This is a genomic window from Ruegeria sp. AF7 (assembly GCF_056541885.1).
In genome coordinates this window covers 59,568-75,969 of sequence record NZ_JBQFYX010000003.1, presented here as the reverse complement: position 1 = coordinate 75,969, position 16,402 = coordinate 59,568, and the positions used below count along the sequence as shown (strand labels likewise).

The 16,402-nt window shown below is 58.0% G+C and carries 18 protein-coding genes; 9 read left to right on the top strand and 9 right to left on the bottom strand.

Going from position 1 to position 16,402, the window contains the following annotated elements; translation table 11 throughout:
• Positions 1-39 precede the first annotated feature (39 nt).
• Genes flaF through ACR0AP_RS08745 form a run of 3 tightly spaced genes read left to right on the top strand, consistent with a single transcriptional unit; the run spans position 40 to position 1,606 of the window.
• Entirely contained in the window at positions 40-414 is a 375-nt protein-coding gene (gene flaF / locus ACR0AP_RS08755; protein WP_267366590.1) for a flagellar biosynthesis regulator FlaF, read from the top strand.
• Positions 414-815: a flagellar biosynthesis repressor FlbT gene (gene flbT, locus ACR0AP_RS08750; protein ID WP_480484134.1), complete on the top strand. Its 402-nt coding sequence runs from the start codon at positions 414-416 to the stop codon at positions 813-815. The genes flaF and flbT overlap by 1 nt, the downstream gene beginning before the upstream one ends.
• A complete protein-coding gene (locus ACR0AP_RS08745) occupies positions 812-1,606 on the top strand; it encodes a DUF1217 domain-containing protein (protein WP_480506441.1) in 795 nt (264 codons plus the stop codon). Before flbT ends, ACR0AP_RS08745 begins: the two co-directional genes overlap by 4 nt.
• Before the next feature lie 76 nt (positions 1,607-1,682).
• Here the strand turns inward: ACR0AP_RS08745 and ACR0AP_RS08740 are convergent, their stop codons facing one another.
• The 3 genes from ACR0AP_RS08740 to ACR0AP_RS08730 form a co-directional block, all read right to left on the bottom strand.
• Entirely contained in the window at positions 1,683-3,257 is a 1,575-nt protein-coding gene (locus ACR0AP_RS08740; RefSeq protein WP_480506440.1) for a DUF427 domain-containing protein, read from the bottom strand.
• A gap of 104 nt (positions 3,258-3,361) precedes the next feature.
• Entirely contained in the window at positions 3,362-4,063 is a 702-nt protein-coding gene (locus ACR0AP_RS08735) for a winged helix-turn-helix domain-containing protein (protein WP_480506439.1), read from the bottom strand.
• Positions 4,035-4,322 (bottom strand): hypothetical protein, encoded by a 288-nt coding sequence (locus ACR0AP_RS08730; RefSeq protein WP_480484131.1) that lies wholly within the window; start codon positions 4,320-4,322, stop codon positions 4,035-4,037. The genes ACR0AP_RS08735 and ACR0AP_RS08730 overlap by 29 nt, the downstream gene beginning before the upstream one ends.
• A gap of 176 nt (positions 4,323-4,498) precedes the next feature.
• On the opposite strand from ACR0AP_RS08730, the gene ACR0AP_RS08725 reads away from it, so the two are divergent.
• From ACR0AP_RS08725 to ACR0AP_RS08710, 4 genes are all read left to right on the top strand, one after another.
• Positions 4,499-4,957, top strand: a complete 459-nt coding sequence (locus ACR0AP_RS08725) for a hypothetical protein (RefSeq protein WP_480488575.1) — start codon at positions 4,499-4,501, stop codon at positions 4,955-4,957.
• 110 nt (positions 4,958-5,067) lie between these two features.
• A complete protein-coding gene (locus ACR0AP_RS08720; protein WP_480506604.1) occupies positions 5,068-5,685 on the top strand; it encodes a ribonuclease HII in 618 nt (205 codons plus the stop codon).
• 107 nt (positions 5,686-5,792) lie between these two features.
• Positions 5,793-6,896, top strand: coding sequence for a DNA methyltransferase (locus ACR0AP_RS08715; protein WP_480484129.1), 1,104 nt, complete (start codon positions 5,793-5,795; stop codon positions 6,894-6,896).
• Between the two features lie 139 nt (positions 6,897-7,035).
• On the top strand, positions 7,036-8,418 hold the full coding sequence (locus ACR0AP_RS08710; RefSeq protein ID WP_480506438.1) for an adenylate/guanylate cyclase domain-containing protein: 1,383 nt from the start codon (positions 7,036-7,038) through the stop codon (positions 8,416-8,418).
• 65 nt (positions 8,419-8,483) lie between these two features.
• Here the strand turns inward: ACR0AP_RS08710 and ACR0AP_RS08705 are convergent, their stop codons facing one another.
• Together ACR0AP_RS08705 and mutY are read right to left on the bottom strand one after the other, a co-directional pair.
• Entirely contained in the window at positions 8,484-9,620 is a 1,137-nt protein-coding gene (locus ACR0AP_RS08705) for an alkane 1-monooxygenase (protein WP_480506437.1), read from the bottom strand.
• Between the two features lie 61 nt (positions 9,621-9,681).
• Complete coding sequence (gene mutY, locus ACR0AP_RS08700) at positions 9,682-10,737, bottom strand: A/G-specific adenine glycosylase (RefSeq protein WP_480506436.1); 1,056 nt, start codon at positions 10,735-10,737, stop codon at positions 9,682-9,684.
• A gap of 81 nt (positions 10,738-10,818) precedes the next feature.
• Here mutY and ACR0AP_RS08695 point away from each other — a divergent pair, with 81 nt between their 5' ends.
• Both ACR0AP_RS08695 and ACR0AP_RS08690 read left to right on the top strand, forming a co-directional pair.
• Positions 10,819-11,325 (top strand): DUF721 domain-containing protein, encoded by a 507-nt coding sequence (locus ACR0AP_RS08695; protein WP_480484125.1) that lies wholly within the window; start codon positions 10,819-10,821, stop codon positions 11,323-11,325.
• A gap of 13 nt (positions 11,326-11,338) precedes the next feature.
• On the top strand, positions 11,339-12,001 hold the full coding sequence (locus ACR0AP_RS08690) for a DsbA family protein (protein WP_480506435.1): 663 nt from the start codon (positions 11,339-11,341) through the stop codon (positions 11,999-12,001).
• Positions 12,002-12,037: 36 nt separating this feature from the next.
• Here the strand turns inward: ACR0AP_RS08690 and lpxK are convergent, their stop codons facing one another.
• The 4 genes from lpxK to ACR0AP_RS08670 are packed head-to-tail and all read right to left on the bottom strand — an operon-like array spanning position 12,038 to position 16,394.
• A complete protein-coding gene (lpxK, locus tag ACR0AP_RS08685; RefSeq protein ID WP_480506434.1) occupies positions 12,038-13,039 on the bottom strand; it encodes a tetraacyldisaccharide 4'-kinase in 1,002 nt (333 codons plus the stop codon).
• Positions 13,026-14,264, bottom strand: coding sequence for a 3-deoxy-D-manno-octulosonic acid transferase (locus ACR0AP_RS08680; protein ID WP_480506433.1), 1,239 nt, complete (start codon positions 14,262-14,264; stop codon positions 13,026-13,028). Before ACR0AP_RS08680 ends, lpxK begins: the two co-directional genes overlap by 14 nt.
• On the bottom strand, positions 14,261-15,061 hold the full coding sequence (locus ACR0AP_RS08675; RefSeq protein WP_480506432.1) for an inositol monophosphatase family protein: 801 nt from the start codon (positions 15,059-15,061) through the stop codon (positions 14,261-14,263). The genes ACR0AP_RS08680 and ACR0AP_RS08675 overlap by 4 nt, the downstream gene beginning before the upstream one ends.
• Positions 15,048-16,394, bottom strand: a complete 1,347-nt coding sequence (locus ACR0AP_RS08670) for a TldD/PmbA family protein (protein ID WP_480506431.1) — start codon at positions 16,392-16,394, stop codon at positions 15,048-15,050. Before ACR0AP_RS08670 ends, ACR0AP_RS08675 begins: the two co-directional genes overlap by 14 nt.
• Positions 16,395-16,402 lie beyond the last annotated feature (8 nt).

Below are 16,402 nucleotides of genomic sequence, written 5' to 3'. Positions count from 1 at the left end.
TCGTGACTATCTGACGACGGCTTTTTGGAAGGATTTCAAGTGACCCCGCAAACCCTCGCTCAATACACCTATGCGCAAGCCGCCGCGCCGACGCGAACGCCCCGTGACACTGAATATGAGGCAATTTCCAGAATTACACGGCGTCTCAAGGCGGCCACGGCGCGCAAGGCAACGGATTTCTCGGCGTTTGTTCAGGCCGTGCACGAGAACCGCCGGTTATGGGGGGTGTTGGCGACAGGTGTCGCGGATTCGGCAAACGCTTTGCCGAACGATATTCGCGCCAGGATTTTCTACCTTGCCGAGTTTACGGAACTGCACAGCAGCCGCATTTTGGCGGACGGCGCGTCCATCGAACCATTGCTTGAAATAAACACGGCGATTTTGCGCGGATTGCGCCAGATGAGGGCAACCTGATGAGCGGGCTGGTTTTGAAACTCGCCCCGAAGGAAAGGGTGCTGATCAATGGTGTTGTGATTGAAAACGGCGACCGCCGTGGCCGGTTTTCGATCATGACGCCGCAGGCCAATGTCCTGCGGTTGCGCGATGCGATACATCCGGATGAAGTAAATACTCCGGTGCGCCGTGTCTGCTATGCCACGCAACTTGTTCTGTCCGGAGACATGGATCCGGCTCGGGCGCGTCAACACCTGTTGCGCAGCGTAGAAGAGCTGAGCCAGGTTTTTACGGATACAGATAGCCGTCGTGTATTGTCCGAGGCGACAGACGCGCTGGTGGCCGAGCAATACTATAAATGCCTCAAGTCACTTCGCTCGCTTCTCCCGCGCGAAGATCGGTTGATGGCCTATCAGCAATGAGCTTTCAACCTGTCATTCCGACTGGCGGGATCGTCGGCTGGCGGTTTCTGCAACGTACTTACCAAGGACAGTTTCAAAGTTTCTCGTCTTCGGCAGTGAATGAGAGGGAGACAAAGTATTTCCTGGACAACATTGGGAAAGTGAAGACCGCCGAACAGTTGGTTTCTGACCGCAGATTGTTGCAGGTCGCTTTGGGTGCCTTTGGGTTGGAAGGGGATGTGGATAACCGGTTCTTTATCCGGAAAATCCTGGAGGATGGAACACAGGCGGATGACGCTTTGTCCAATCGTTTGGCGGATAAACGTTACCGGGAGTTTTCGGATGCTTTCGGGTTTGGTCCGGGAGCTGTTCGAAAAACGGTGCTGGTCACAAATATGGAAGAGATAGCTCAGGCCAGCCTTTCAGCGCGGTTTGAGATCGCGGTCGGACAGTCAGATGAGACGATGCGCATTTCGCTTTATGCCCAGCGCGAGCTGTCTGATCTGGCGAAAAGCGGAAGCAGTACAGATACGAAATGGTTCGATCTTATGGGATTGCCACCGCTGCGCAAAATGATGGAAACGGCGCTTGGGCTGCCGCAGTCATTCGCCCAACTAGATATCGACAAACAATTGGACGAATTTAAAAGTCGGCTTTTCCGCCTTACCGGATCGGATGATTTGGCACAGTTTTCGGACCAGAAGGCGGTGGAGAACCTGACCGACGCCTATCTGGCCAGAAGTCAAATCGCGGGCCTTCAGAGTACGATATCGCCAGCGCAGACCGCTTTAATCTTGCTTGGGGCTGTGTGATTAGAAGACGCGGGGCAAAAGCCTGGGCCGCAATCTAGTATCCTAGGTCTCACATTTGGTCTGCATAAACCAAAAGTTAACCGTTCAAAATCTCGTCGGCTGTGGTGTGCAAAGCGTAGCATACAACGGGTCGAGACACGTTGTGCAGGTTGACCGCGCCTAACGGTATAGCGTTAGAACAGGCAGGCTCGATATCTTCGGATACGACTATGCGATGCCCTTCGGTTTTCCCATATTCGCCCAAGCGCGCAGCAATGTTAGCTGCTTGTCCAATAACCGTAAAATCAAGACGTTCACGAGAGCCCACATTGCCATATGTGACACGCCCATAAGCCACGCCAATCGAACAGTCGCAATGTATGTCGGTACCTGCTTTGCGCAATTCTCCCAACGTTTCGACGATTTTGATTGCCGAGCGCTGGGCGTTAGCCCGGGCCGCGCTGGCGTTTTCATCGGTTGCCGGGAAAACTGCCAAAACAGCGTCACCAATAAATTTCAGAACTTCGCCTTCGTTTTCGTGAACGATACCCGAGACGGTTTCAAAGAACTCATTCAAAACACTGATATATGCGCCCCGCCCCAGTTTCTCTTCTAGGCTTGTCGAGTTGCGGAGGTCACAGAACATGATTGCAGCGTCGATTTCATCCCCGTCACCGCGCCGGATCTCGCCCCCCAATACGCGTGCGCCAGAGCGTTTTCCAACATATGTTTCCAGCAAAACCTGCGCATTCTCGCGTTGCATGAACACTTCGTAAAAGCGGGCGATCACCGAGGAGCATTCGAACACTAGGCCCAGATTCTCGGTGGTGAACCCGTTGGGATGGTCACATGTCAGGGTCAGAACGTTCGTTCGCCCGTCAGAGAAGGGCAACGGCATCGCGACATAGTCGGTGGCACCTTTGGCCCGTAACTCCTCCATGATCGGGAAGCTGTTTTGCGGGTTTTCGTCGTTCAGTCTTTGCCGTACACCGCCCAAACCGTTCGAGACATGGCGCAACGGGCTGTTGATGAAAGCCGGGTGATCATAGATTTCGTAGGTCGGGGCGCGGGTCAGTATCTCGTCCTGACCCTTTTCCCAGATATAGTGTTTGCCCGCGATCAGGGGATGCAAGGACCAGGCCAGAATGCTCAGCCGCTGGATGGCGATGCCGTGCTCCAGCATCTTTGCGGCCAATGCCTTGGTAAAGCTTTCGGGCGTGGTCGCGGCCGAAGCACCGCGCATCAGCCAGTCGATCAGTGGTCCGCTGATATTGCCGTCGTCCGGCTCGCGCAGGCGATTGTCGCCCAGATCAATACGGGTGTAGGCGCCGGACACAAACCCGATACAGCCTTGAATGGCAGCGCTTTCGGGCAGCGCTTCTTCATAGGCCCAGACAGAATTGGCCAGGCTTTCAGACGCCAGATTGATGTCGTGGTAAGTGGCGGTGCCTTTGAACGGGCAGAATGTTTGCAGGTCTGTTTCTTCGCTCAGATCCACACAGACATCTGCGCGGGGAACGTAAATCGTTGGCGGCAAACGCGTTTCATACATCACCTTTGCGTTTGTGCTTTCAGCCAGAAGAACGTCGTTCCGGTAAATGGCAATCCTGCCATCCAGCGGCTCAACCGAGATTCCATATCCATTCATCTGCGGCGCGGCGTGGACGTTCATAAGCGACCTCCTCTGCCTGGGGTTTGTTTAGAATGGGGCTTTCCACCTGACATTCCAAGAGGCCGCAACGGGATTTTACCGGGCGCGAGCGACGCGTCAAAACGTCAGACCATTTGAATGACGTCCTTCTCGATCGACAGCATATACCCCTTCTTGGCAATATTCTTGACCAGCAGTTCGCTGACCATCTGGTTGCCAAGCGCGTCGCGCAACCGCTTGATCCGTGTTGCGCCCGCGGCTTCGTCACAATCGGCGGCATCGCGACCGGAAATCATGGCCTCGATCTGGGCGCCGGACAATACCTCGTCATCCAACCGGGATTCCGCCAGAATCGACAAGGTTTCCATCGCGGCGGGCGTCAGTTTGAAATCCATGTTGTTAAGGTAGACAGTGTTTTCTTCGCGACTGATCAGCAGCGACGTTACCTGAATGCCGGTACGTTCGATCTGTGCCATGCGTCGGTTCAACAAGACCAGCATCACCAGAAAGACCAGTGCCGAGATCATCATCGCACTGGCAAAAACCAGCAGCACATAGATCACCATCCGGTAACCGGACAGGGTGTCAGCAAAGGCGGTGCCAGACTGGGCCAGAATTTCAAGCAGGCGAATCTCAGTCTGTGACGTCAGATCGGCCTCGACAAACAGCCGCTCGACACGTGCGTTGAACGCATTTGCGTCCGGCAAGGTCCAGAACAGGAAAACGGCAGCGGTGATCAGAATGACGACAATGGCCGCGATGCCCAGCACAACCAGACGGACACCCGACCGGCGTGCATCAGAAACGGAGATAGAATTGTCCGGCATTGCCTTTCCTCTGATCCAACCCTTCCGGCCCGAAAACGGACTGCACTTCAAGCAAGGTCCAACCCGACGCGTTCAGGCGCTGGGCGATTTCTGCCCGGGCCTGCCCCTTGTCGCAACTTGTGACCTGCATGACGCCGTAATGCAAACGCAGCGGGTTGTCCTTCTTGGCTTTGTAGTCCGCATAACAATCTGCCGCTGTCGCAGCAGAACCAAGCGATAACAGGGCCGCAAAGGTCAGAGAAGAGAGGATCTGTTTCATAGGCCGCATCCTGCGCATGAGTTGCCGCGATATTCAATAACCCAAGGGGTTTGCTGCCCCTGATATCCGATAACACCGGGCCGTTATTGCTTGTCTGGGGCAGGTGCCCCCACTTTCAGGGCAATCAGCACGCGGTCCGTCATACGGTCGCACGAACATCCGAAAGGACAGGCATCATGCATAAGAAATTCATCGCTTTGATCATTGCGACCGCGGTTGCGATTACCGGTGTGTCGGCTTCTCAGGCGAAGGCGGCCGACGCAAAGGACATTCTTGGGGGGCTGGCGGCCATCGCTATTATTGGTGCCGGCGTTCATTACTATAACAAGGAAAAGAAAAAGGATCGGGCGACGCGTCAACAGACCTATACCCATACACCACATGTGACGCAGCCGGTGCGTCCGTTGCCGCCGCATGTGGCGCGTTACGACCTGCCCCAGCGCTGCCTGCGCACCTATGATGGGTATTCGCAGGACCATCCGCTGCTTGGGCCGAAATGCCTCGAGAAACATTACAAACATGCCAATAGCCTGCCGCAAGAGTGCAAGGTCGGTTTCTGGAATGGCAAAAAGGTCAGGCGGGCCTATGAACCTGCATGCCTGCGCCAGAAGGGATACCGCGTCGTTTATCAGTAGTTCGGGTTGAGCAGGAACGGCGCCAAAGAAGTGCCGTGAGAGAGAGGGTGGTGTGCGCCGCCCTCTCTTTTCTTCTTGCGGTGCTACGCGAAACGCGGTTTGCCAAGGGCATGACAATGCCAAACTTCGAACTTGAGCAGGCGCTGCTGGACATGGGCCACATCCGTATCGCCGGTGTGGATGAGGTCGGGCGCGGCCCATTGGCCGGGCCGGTTGTGGCTGCCGCCGTGATTCTGAACCCGAAGCACTTTCCTGACGGGTTGAATGACTCAAAAAAGCTGACCGCAAAACGCCGGGCCGTGCTGGACGCCGAGATTCGGGACACTGCTGAGTTCGCGGTGGCCGAAGCCTCTGTCGCCGAAATTGATGAGGTCAATATCCTGAGGGCGTCGCACTTGGCGATGATGCGCGCGGTGGAGGCGTTGACCCCGGCACCTGATTTCCTTTTGATCGATGGCAACCTGATTCCGCAGGGTCTGAGATTTCCGTCACAGGCCGTTGTGAAGGGCGATGCACGATCGGTGTCGATCGCGGCTGCTTCGATCCTGGCGAAAAACTGGCGCGATCAGGTGATGGTGGATTTAGCGCAACAGCATCCGGGTTATGGGTGGGAAACCAACGCAGGCTATCCGTCAAAACAACACAAGGAAGCGCTGCGAAATCTTGGCGTGACCCCACACCATAGGCGTTCGTTCAAACCGGTGCACAATATCTTGTATCAAGAGTAAATCGTAAGCTGCTGATTCAAAAAAGAATTTGACGGCGAATCGACTTTGACTCATCCTTGTCTCAACCAAATGAGCGCAAAAGCGCCGTGGACACTTGAGGCAGTGATATGACAACAACCACCAAAAAGGGCGCAAGAGCGCTCCCTTTAAACACGATTCTATCCGGGGACTGCATCGATGTGATGAACAGTCTGCCCGAGGCGTCAGTGGATCTGATTTTTGCGGACCCGCCGTATAACCTGCAATTGAAAGGTCAGTTGCATCGTCCGGATAATTCCCAGGTCGATGCGGTGGATGATCACTGGGATCAGTTCGCAAGCTTCGGGGCGTATGACCAGTTTACGCGCGAATGGCTGAAGGCGGCGCATCGTCTGCTGAAACCCAATGGTGCGATCTGGGTGATCGGGTCTTATCACAACATTTTCCGCGTGGGGTCAGCGCTGCAGGACGCCGGATACTGGATTCTGAACGACGTTGTGTGGCGTAAGTCGAACCCGATGCCGAATTTCCGCGGCAAACGGTTCACCAATGCGCATGAGACGATGATCTGGGCGTCCAAGCGCGAAGGCGCGAAATACACCTTCAACTATGAGGCGCTGAAAGCCCTGAACGAGGGTGTGCAAATGCGCAGCGACTGGGTGCTGCCGATCTGCACCGGGCATGAGCGGCTCAAGGATGAAAACGGCGACAAGGCGCATCCGACGCAAAAACCGGAATCGCTGTTGCACCGCGTGCTGGTCGGCTCGACCAACCCTGGCGATGTGGTGCTGGATCCGTTCTTTGGCACCGGCACCACCGGGGCCGTCGCCAAGATGCTGGGGCGCGAGTTCATTGGTATCGAGCGAGAGGAAAGCTATCGCAAGGTGGCTGAAAAACGCATCGCCAAGGTCCGCAAGTTTGATCGCGAAGCTCTGGAAGTCAGTGCCAGCAAACGTGCCGAGCCACGCGTGCCATTCGGCCAACTGGTCGAACGCGGGATGTTGCGCCCGGGTGAAGAGCTTTATTCCATGAACCAGCGCCACAAGGCAAAGGTGCGTGCGGATGGAACGCTGGTGGGTGACAATGTCAAAGGGTCAATCCATCAGGTCGGCGCGCATCTGGAAAACGCCCCGTCCTGCAACGGCTGGACATACTGGTGCTTCAAGCGGGACGGCAAGACCGTACCGATTGACATCTTGCGGCAACAGATCCGCGCAGAGATGCACAACTGAATTCACGAACACCGCCGGTGCCTGTGGCCTGACACATGGCACTATGCCTTGCCCCGCCGATCAACCGGCGGGGTCTTTTGTTTTGCCTTCAACAGTGATTGCATAAGGCTGCCTAGCCTCCGCAAGAAAGACCACGGCCATGACCGAGACGACCGCACAGCCCCGCCGAAGCCTGTTTTTCACCCAGCCCGATGCGTTTGATCTGGACAACAAATATACCGAGGCCGCGTTGGAACGGCACAAGCGCGAGGGTCTGGAATTGGCTGTGCGTGCGCGATGGGTGGCGATGGCGCTGACTGCGGTGCTGCTGGTTTTTCTGAACCCGCAATGGGAGGTGCTTTGGTATCACTTCATTCTGCTGCTGATCTGCGGCAACGGGTGGTTGATCCGCCGTGCAGGTCGTGTCGGGCAATCGCGGGGCGAGTTGTTTTTGATTTTCGTCGACCTGCTGATCATGACACTTGGGATGATCGTACCCAATCCCTTCAGCGATGATGTCAGGCCATTGGCCATGCAATACCGGTTCGACAACTTTCAGTACTTCTTCATCATTCTGGCGGCAGGCACATTGGCCTATTCCTGGCGGACCGTGATCGCCATCGGGACCTGGACGGCGATGATGTGGACGATCGGGTGGATCGTTGCCTGGTGGGTCGCAACGCCCATTCCCGGGATCAGCGAAAAAGTTGCGACCGCTTTGCAAGACTACCCGGATGTTGCCGAGCTTCTGGATCCGAACAGTTTCATGGCGCCTCAGCGCATCCAGCAGGCAATCGTGTTCATGATGGTGGCCGTGACTTTGGGCCTTTCGATGCAACGGCTGAACCGGCTATTGATGAGCAATGCAGGGCTGGAACGGGAACGGGCCAACCTGTCACGCTATTTCTCGCCCAACGTGGTAGAGGAGCTGAGCCAGAATGACGAGCCGCTGAAACAGGTCCGAAAAGAGAATGTGGCCGTTCTGTTCATCGACATCGTCGGATTCACGAAATACGCCGCCGGTCGTGACCCCTATGATGTGATCGAAGTGCTGCGGGGCTTTCACGCCCGCATGGAAACCGAGGTTTTTCGTCACCACGGGACCCTGGACAAGTATCTGGGGGATGGGCTGATGGCGACCTTTGGCACCCCGGTGCCCACGCCGTTGGACGCAAGCAACGCGCTGGGATGTGCGCGCGCGATGGTCAGCGTGATCGACCGATGGAATCTGGACCGCCGCCGGGCGGGAGAGCCTGAAATCCGCGTCGGGATTGGGGTGCACTATGGCTCGGTCGTGCTGGGCGACATTGGTGCGAACCGGCTTGAATTCGCGGTCATCGGGAATGCCGTCAACGTCGCGGCCAAGCTCGAGGCGCTGACGCGTGATTTACAGGCGCGTATCGTGGTCAGCGATGCCGTGCGCGCGCGGATTGCAGAGGAAAACCAGTCTGCGCCTGTCGCCATGACTGGTTTTGCAGAGCTTACCGATCAATCTGTGCGCGGCGTGGAAACACCGATGGATATCTGGGTGATGAAAGGCTGAAGACCTTACACCTCGCCAGAACAGTACCCAAAGCGCCGAGCCTGATGGGCCGGGCGGTGCATCGGTTACGCATCAGGTGCGGGGTTCAGGGCCTTGTTATAGGCGTGCCAATCGGTGATCTCGGGGTAGTACTGACGCCGCCAATCCCGGACCCGTGGGTTCATGACCCGTCGCCACAGCGGTGGGATCATCGCAGCCACAGTCATGACGGGATAGCCATAGGGCAGTTGCGGTGCCGTTTCGGGCGTGTGGTGTTGAAGCAGCGGGAACCGGCGGTTTGGTTTGTAATGGTGATCCGAATGGCGTTGCAGATTGATCAGCAACCAGTTTGAAGCTTTCTGCGAGGCATTCCAGGAATGTCGGGGCAGGACGTGCTCATACCGCCCGTCGCCCAGATGTTTCCGAGTCAACCCGTAATGTTCAACGTAGTTGACCAGTTCCAGCTGCCAGATCGCGACACCGGCCTGCAACAGAAACAGGGCCAGACCGGACCATCCTCCGACCAGCGCCGCCAGTGCCAGCATTCCCCCTTGCAACGCCCAATACCGCCAGAACGGGTTGGAGCGGTCGGTCCAGGGGCGGTCCTTGCGGGCCAGTTTTCCGCGTTCGGCGTTGAAGGCCGAGACCAGACTTTGCCGCAACACCCTAGGGTAAAAGCGGTGAAACCCTTCGTTGTATCGCGCCGTCACCGGATCGCGTGGCGTTCCCACATGACGGTGATGGACCAGCAGATGCTCGGACCGGAAATGAGAATACAGCACCATGGCAAGAAGGATATCGCCAAGCCAGCGTTCCCAACGGCTTTTCTGATGCATCAGCTCGTGGCTGTAGTTGATACCGACCGTACCCGAGATAACACCCATACCAAAGAACAGGCCGATTTTCTCAGGCGTCGAAAGCTGACTGCCGTGGCTCGCGTACCAGATCAGGCCAAACAGGGTAAGGAACTGAAGGGGTGCCCAAAGCTTGGTCAGCAGGATGTACCGTTGTAGAGCATCGTCCGGCGTCTCGGGGTCCGCATTTTCCACGTTGAGCCCGGTGATCCGGTCCAGCACGGCAAAGACCCACCAGGTCGAGATCGGGATCAGCAGAACCCACCATCCGCCCGCGAAAGCAGTGAACCAGATCAGTGGGATCAACAGCAGGGACACCCAGAAGGGTGATGCCGATTGCCAGCGTGCCAACGAGACTGTTGCGCTCATCTCTGGTGCTCCTACTAGATGGGGACAGCCTAGCCGCGAGGCCAGGGAATGCACAGCGGTCTTATTGTCCTTTCCACAGATCATAGGCTTTGCGCATCACCGTGGGCAGGTCGCTGGGTTTGAAGCTGTGCTTTCCCACTGCGATCAGATGATCGGGAACATACTGACCGGTGGTTTCTGCGGTCCAGATTCTTAAAATCAGATGAAAATGCGTAAAAGTGTGGCGCACCTCGCCCGGCACCATCTTCCAATCTGCCGCAAGCGGGGGGTGCTCGCCCGGATCGTCAGCCCACTCCGATCCGGGCCAGCCCAGCATTCCGCCCAGCAAACCTTTGTCCGGTCGGCGCTCCAGCAGCAAGGCCCCATCTGGCATGCGCGCGATGTAAACGTGACCGTGACGGGTGGGTTTGGGCTTTTTCGGTGTTTTTCGGGGAAGATCAGCCTGTGTTCCCGCAAGCCGCGCTTGGCATGGATCGCGCAGCGGGCAAATGCCACATGCCGGGGATTTCGGTGTGCAGATCGTGGCCCCCAGATCCATGACTGCCTGTGCGTAGTCACCGGGCCGAGAAGAGGGTGTCAGCGCTGAAGCTTTTTCCTTCAGCAGGGGTTTCGAGCCGGGCAGCGGCGCATCAATGTCGTAAAATCGGGCCATGACGCGTTCGACATTGCCATCCAGAACTGTTTCAGGCTGATCAAAGGCAATGGCCGAGATTGCCGCAGCTGTATAAGGGCCGATTCCGGGTAACTTCAGCAGCGCATCATAAGTTTCGGGGAACTGACCATTGTGATCCCGCGTCACAACGCGGGCGCACTTCAAAAGGTTTCGCGCACGTGCGTAATACCCAAGGCCGGCCCATTCCCCCATGACCTGCTCATCCGGCGCGGCGGCCAACGCCTGAACCGTAGGCCAACGTGTCACGAAGCGCAGAAAGTAATCCCGCACCGCTGCTACAGTCGTCTGTTGCAACATCACTTCGGATAACCAGATCCGATAAGGGTCAGGGCGCACCCCGGCGGCGCGCTCTGCCGGTCCTGTGCGCCATGGCATGGCGCGAGCGTTGTGGTCATACCACTCCAGAAGCGCAGCGCTGACGGTGAATTCAAAGGAATCACGCAAGTTTTATTCGTCTCCCTGTCAGGTTTCGCTGGCACCCGGTGTTCTGCCTATTACAATAGCGGTGCAGGAGTTGGAAACCAGATGCAACGCAGACGTTCGTCAACCCGCGGGTTCAAGCGCACCGCGTCTTTGCTGAATGACCAGATCAGGCGCGCCGGGGAAAGCCGGGGCTTTGCTGTGTCCCGTCTGTTGACCCATTGGGCCGAGATCGTGGGTCAGGATACCGCCGCTATCGCACGCCCAGTCAGTGTCGGCTATGGCAAAGGTGGTTTCGGCGCGACCCTGACCGTTCTGACCACAGGCCCGCAGGCCCCGATGCTGGAAATGCAGAAGGAACAGCTGCGTGGTAAAGTGAACGCGGTTTACGGTTACAATGCCATCAGCCGTGTCCGCATTACTCAGACCGCTCCGACCGGATTTGCCGAGGGGCAGGCCAGTTTCGACCATAAACCGAAGCAAGCAAAACCCGAGATTGCACCTGAAATTGCAGCCGAGGCAGACAAAGTGTCACGCAGTGTAAATGATGAAGATTTGCGCGCGGCCCTTGAACGTCTTGGGCGCAACGTTTTATCCAAACAGAAACGCTGAGAAAGGGCTGAGAATGAGCCGTATTGCAACCGTAATCTGTGCGGCCGTCGCCGTGGCCGCAGGCGGCTATTGGGTGTCGCTGTCAAATTCCAACACAAGTTTTCCGCTGGTCAGCGCCGCCGAGGCGCAAGAGGCGGACCTGGATACATCCACCATCATTGACATGGTTCAGGGCGCCGAGGGCGCGCCTGTCGAAATCATCGAATACGCATCCTACACCTGCCCGCATTGCGCGAATTTCCACAAGAGCGCGTATAAACAGCTCAAGAAGGATTTCATTGATACTGGTAAGGTCAAGTTCACCTATCGTGAGGTCTATTTTGATCGCTACGGTCTGTGGGCGTCAATGGTGGCCCGCTGCGCCGGTCCCGAGAAATTCTTTGGCATCACCGATCTGATCTATGAAGGTCAGTCAGAATGGACGCGCGCAGGAGGTCCGGCCGAGATCGTCGATGAACTGCGCAAGATCGGTCGTCTGGCAGGTATCGATGGCGACCAGCTTGAGGCCTGTTTGCAGGATGGCACCAAGGCGCGGACATTGGCCGCGTGGTATCAGGAAAACGCTGAACGCGATGGAATTCAGGCAACCCCGTCCTTCATCGTGAACGGCAAGAAAGTCGACAATCAGTCCTACGCGGATTTCAAAAAGCTGATCGAAGCAGAGCTCGGCAGCTGACCCGACCCCGGCTGGCCTCGCCGGGGCCAGCCTGGTTTACTTTGGTGAAGGGGCGGCTTTCAAAAGCATGTCCCTGACCCTGTCGGCATCTGAAATCTGAAGCCGAACCGGCAAAGTGATCACCTTGCTTCGGAAAGCGGGGGGCAGGCGAACGGCGTCTTTTTCGGTGGTGACCATCTGAGCGTCCAGCAAACGCGCCTCGTTTTCCAGTCGGGTCATCAGGGCTTGTGTCAACGGCTGGTGATCGTCCAACGCCTCGGCCCGTACCAGATCCACACCCAGCCGTCGCAGGGTTTGGAAGAACTTTTCGGGATAGCCGATGCCTGCGAACGCCAACGCACGCGTTTCTGACCAATCCATACCGGTTTGCAGGGGTTCGACTGCCCCGGTGACATGAGGAACGGTCAACCGGCCTTTCCAGTTGTTGGCAAATACCTTTTGCGCCGCCTCTTCCCCCAGGGATAGTACAAGATCGGCCCGTTGCAGGCCGGTATCGACGGGCTCTCGCAGTGGACCGGCTGGCAGGCATAAGCCGTTTCCAAATCCGCGCTGGGCGTCCACAACGATAATCGAGAAATCCTTGGCGACCGAAGGGTTCTGAAAGCCATCATCCAGAACGATCACTGTTGCCCCCGCTGCGGCCGCTGCACGCGCGCCCGCCGCCCGATCCTTGGCAACCCAGACCTCGGCAAACATCGCCAGCAACAGCGGCTCGTCCCCCACCTCGGCGGCGGAGTGCCTGCCCGGATCGACCTGCACCGGGCCTTCCAGTGACCCGCCATGTCCTCGTGTCACGACATGGGGCTTGTGCCAGGCATTACCCAGTTGTTCGAGGGTCCAGATCACGGTGGGCGTTTTCCCGGTTCCTCCTGCATTCAGATTGCCGATGCAGATCACGGGCACACCGGGATTTTCCCCTGATTTCGAGGCAATCCTGCGGGCCGTCGCCGCAGCATAAAGGCGGCCCAGCGGGGCCAGAAGCCGCGCCCTCAGATCCGGCTGGTCCGGAGGACTGTTCCAGAAATCAGGTGCCCGCATGATCTGCGCTCCGCTGGTCCAGAATATCCTGCACCATTTCGATGAGGGTGTCTGCCTGCGGCGCACCTTCGGTGATTATCTGCCATCCAGCCAAAGCCATGTCAGCGGCGCGGTCTGGTGCCAGAAGCTGTACGACGGCATCGCCCAACTCGGTTGCTGACTTGACCTCATTGGCTGCCCCTGCCTGTTGAAGGTGGGCGTAAAGCTCGTGATGGCGATGCACGAATGGTCCAGAAATTATGGCGGACCCCAGCGCGATTGCGTCGGACGGGTCCTGACCACCTGCGCCGCGTTCCATTGAACTGGCCATGAACGTCACTGCCGACACGCGGTGCCACAACCCCAGATTTTCGGGGTCTGCAGTCAGAACGACCTGCGTGCTGTCTTCGATCAAGTCACCATCGTCCCAGTTGACACAGCGTAAATCCATCGTCTCTAGCCGCCGTCTTAGGGGGGCGGCCTCGTGAACGTCGGCGACGTGAAGTACCAAAACCAACCGGTGCAAAAGGCGCAATGCCTGACGATGTGCTGTCAGAACCGAAATGAACTCTTTGTCCTGCACCCAGGCAGCCAGCCAAACAGGCCGCCCTGCCAGCGTGTGGTTGGTTTCGATCAGCTCGTCTTCTGGCCAAGGTCTTGGATTTGGGCTGATGCGCAAAGGTGGCGATTCTTCGACTGTTGAAAACGGGATGCCAAGTCTCCGGATGTGTCGGGCGGTCTCAGAGTTTGCAGTCAATATCTTGCGAAAACAACTAAAGGTCACTCTGGTTATGTCTGGCAGCCAGCGCGCGTTCCGGGACAGTGCAACGGTAAACTGGGCGTCAAATAACACCAAGGGCACGGCCTGTTCATCGGCTCGGGTTATGATGTTGGGCATCAGATCACCGCCGACCCAAATCCCGATTCCTGGGCGCCAGTATTCGATAAAGTCACGCGCGGCCCCGCTCTGCTCCTGAGGCAGGTTGATCAGGGGAAAATTGCATTCCGGCCAGGCAGACAGATCCGCGTCCGGCGGGGCGGTCAGCAGAAAGTGCAGCTCGGATCGGGACTGAAGCAACCGGCGGCAAAAATCACTCACCGCCCGCAGGCGGTCAGGCGTGGCGACGTGCATCCACACGATTTCGCCTTCGGGGCGTGGCAGGTCGGTTTTTACACCAACACCGTTCCGCATTCTCCAGGACAGCACCCGATAAGCGGCAAGGCTTAATGAGCGCGGTTTGCTCATGCGCCGATTCCCGGCCCGATCGGGTCCAGCTGAGCTGCCAGTTGCGCGTGGATCGCAGTGCTGGCGGCGACGACGCCATTCAGCCTGGGGTGGGCATTGTTGAATATCAGCGGTTGACCCAAACGGTCTGAACAGACGCCACCCGCCTCTCGGATGATCAGATCGCCAGCGGCAATATCCCATTCCCAACTGGGGCGAAGGGTCAGCATGGCATCGAACCGCCCCTGCGCGACCAGCGCCATGCGATAGGCAAGCGAGGGTCGATATGCGCGGTGGAAGGCTGGAACATTCTGATTGCGCCAGTGCTGTGTATCCAGATTTGGTTTGGCGGCCAGAACCTGAGATTGCAGTAGCTCAGGCGTTTTCGACGTCGTGATCTTTTGCCCATTGAGAGTCGCGCCCTGACCTTGCGCCGCAGCATAAAGCAAGTCGCGCATCGGCAGGTAGATTACAGCGGCAGTCACAATGCCATCCACCGCAACAGCCAGCGAATGCGCCCAGGTGCGCGCGCCTTCTGTAAAGCTGCGGGTGCCGTCAATCGGATCGACGATAAAGGCGTAGCTGCGGTTCAGCCGCTCGGGCGAATCCTCGGATTCCTCGCTGAGCCAGCCATAGCCCGGCCGCGCAGCGCACAGTTTTTCTTCCAGCATCGCGTTGACGGCCAGATCGGCCTCGGTCACCGGACCGGCGCCACCGGGTTTGTCCCAACGCTGTGCTTGCGTCCCGGAATAGCGTGTAGCGATCTTGCCGGCCTCCAGTGCCGCCTCAATCAGAAGGGGCAGATCAGTTGCCGGCAAGTGTCATTCCTTCGATCAACAGCGACGGAACCACGCGCGACAAATATGGTCGCGCATCATTGGCGGGAATGATCCGCCGCAGCATATCACGCAGATTGCCTGCGATGGTGCATTCGTTGACAGGATGCGTGATCACACCGTTTTCGACCCAAAACCCCGATGCACCACGGGAATAGTCGCCCGTATTGGGGTTGATCGTCGATCCGATCATGGACGTGACCAGCAAACCGGTGCCCATATCGCGCAACAGATCTTCGCGACTGCGGGTCCCTTGCGTCAGACTCAGGTTCCAATTGCTGGGCGAGGGTGGGCCGGATACGCCGCGCGCAGCGTTGCCTGTGGAGACCATGCCCAGCTTGCGGCCACTCGACAGATCCAGCGTCCACCCCGTCAGGATACCGTTTTCCACGATTACCCGGCGCTGCGTGGGCAAGCCTTCGGCATCAAATGGGCGCGAGCCAGAGATACGCGGGCGGTGCGGATCTTCGATCAGTGACAGATGCGCGGGCAGCACCTCTTGCCCCATGCAATCCTTCAGCCACGACGCGCCCCGCGCAATCGCGGCCCCATTGCTGGCGGCCAGCAAATGCCCGATCAGCGAAGACGAGATACGTTCATCAAACAACACCGGGAAACTGCCGGTCGCCGGTTTGCGCGCGCCAACCTGTTGCACAGCGCGTTCCCCTGCGGAGCGCCCAATCTCAGCCGCGTCGCGCAGGTCGGATTGAAACGTCCGGCTGTCACCGTCATAGTCGCGCTCCATCCCGGTGCCTTCACCCGAGATCGCAACGCATGAGATGGATCGGCTGCTGCGCTCATACCCACCGGAAAACCCGTTTGTAGCCGCCAGATGCACCCGGTGCGTTCCGTAGCTTGCAGCCGCATCCGACACCTGCGTGACGCCTTTTACCGTCAGTGCTGCGGCCTCGGCGGCCAGCGCATCCTGCATCAGGCTTTCTGCCGACGGGGGCGGGGCGGTGTCCAGCATTTCCAGTGACCTAATATCCCAGTCACTGGCCAGTTGGCCTTTGTCGGCCAGCCCGGAATAGGGGTCCTCGGGCGCCTCTCTTGCCATGGCCACAGCGCGTTCGGCCATCGCCGCAAGGGTTTCTGGGCGGCTGTCAGAGCTGGACACAATGGCTGAGCGTTTACCCAGAAACACACGCAAACCCAGATCAGCGCCTTCCGAGCGTTCCGCGTGTTCCAGCGCGCCACCTCGCACATCGACCGAGACCGAGGACCCTTCGAGAACGATGGCATCTGCCGCTTCTGCGCCTGCCCGGCGAGCAACATCGAGCAATTGTTGGCTGATATCTTCTGGTGAGCGGGTCATGAGGTCTC

Excerpts from the sequence above, each read along its gene's own strand:
- flbT (WP_480484134.1), top strand. The coding sequence starts at position 414 with ATGAGCGGGCTGGTTTTGAAACTCGCCCCGAAGGAAAGGGTGCTGATC.
- ACR0AP_RS08745 (WP_480506441.1), top strand. The coding sequence starts at position 812 with ATGAGCTTTCAACCTGTCATTCCGACTGGCGGGATCGTCGGCTGGCGG.
- ACR0AP_RS08740 (WP_480506440.1), bottom strand. The coding sequence starts at position 3,257 with ATGAACGTCCACGCCGCGCCGCAGATGAATGGATATGGAATCTCGGTT.
- ACR0AP_RS08735 (WP_480506439.1), bottom strand. The coding sequence starts at position 4,063 with ATGCCGGACAATTCTATCTCCGTTTCTGATGCACGCCGGTCGGGTGTC.
- ACR0AP_RS08730 (WP_480484131.1), bottom strand. The coding sequence starts at position 4,322 with ATGAAACAGATCCTCTCTTCTCTGACCTTTGCGGCCCTGTTATCGCTT.
- ACR0AP_RS08725 (WP_480488575.1), top strand. The coding sequence starts at position 4,499 with ATGCATAAGAAATTCATCGCTTTGATCATTGCGACCGCGGTTGCGATT.
- ACR0AP_RS08720 (WP_480506604.1), top strand. The coding sequence starts at position 5,068 with ATGACAATGCCAAACTTCGAACTTGAGCAGGCGCTGCTGGACATGGGC.
- ACR0AP_RS08715 (WP_480484129.1), top strand. The coding sequence starts at position 5,793 with ATGACAACAACCACCAAAAAGGGCGCAAGAGCGCTCCCTTTAAACACG.
- ACR0AP_RS08710 (WP_480506438.1), top strand. The coding sequence starts at position 7,036 with ATGACCGAGACGACCGCACAGCCCCGCCGAAGCCTGTTTTTCACCCAG.
- ACR0AP_RS08705 (WP_480506437.1), bottom strand. The coding sequence starts at position 9,620 with ATGAGCGCAACAGTCTCGTTGGCACGCTGGCAATCGGCATCACCCTTC.
- ACR0AP_RS08695 (WP_480484125.1), top strand. The coding sequence starts at position 10,819 with ATGCAACGCAGACGTTCGTCAACCCGCGGGTTCAAGCGCACCGCGTCT.
- ACR0AP_RS08690 (WP_480506435.1), top strand. The coding sequence starts at position 11,339 with ATGAGCCGTATTGCAACCGTAATCTGTGCGGCCGTCGCCGTGGCCGCA.
- lpxK (WP_480506434.1), bottom strand. The coding sequence starts at position 13,039 with ATGCGGGCACCTGATTTCTGGAACAGTCCTCCGGACCAGCCGGATCTG.
- ACR0AP_RS08680 (WP_480506433.1), bottom strand. The coding sequence starts at position 14,264 with ATGAGCAAACCGCGCTCATTAAGCCTTGCCGCTTATCGGGTGCTGTCC.
- ACR0AP_RS08670 (WP_480506431.1), bottom strand. The coding sequence starts at position 16,394 with ATGACCCGCTCACCAGAAGATATCAGCCAACAATTGCTCGATGTTGCT.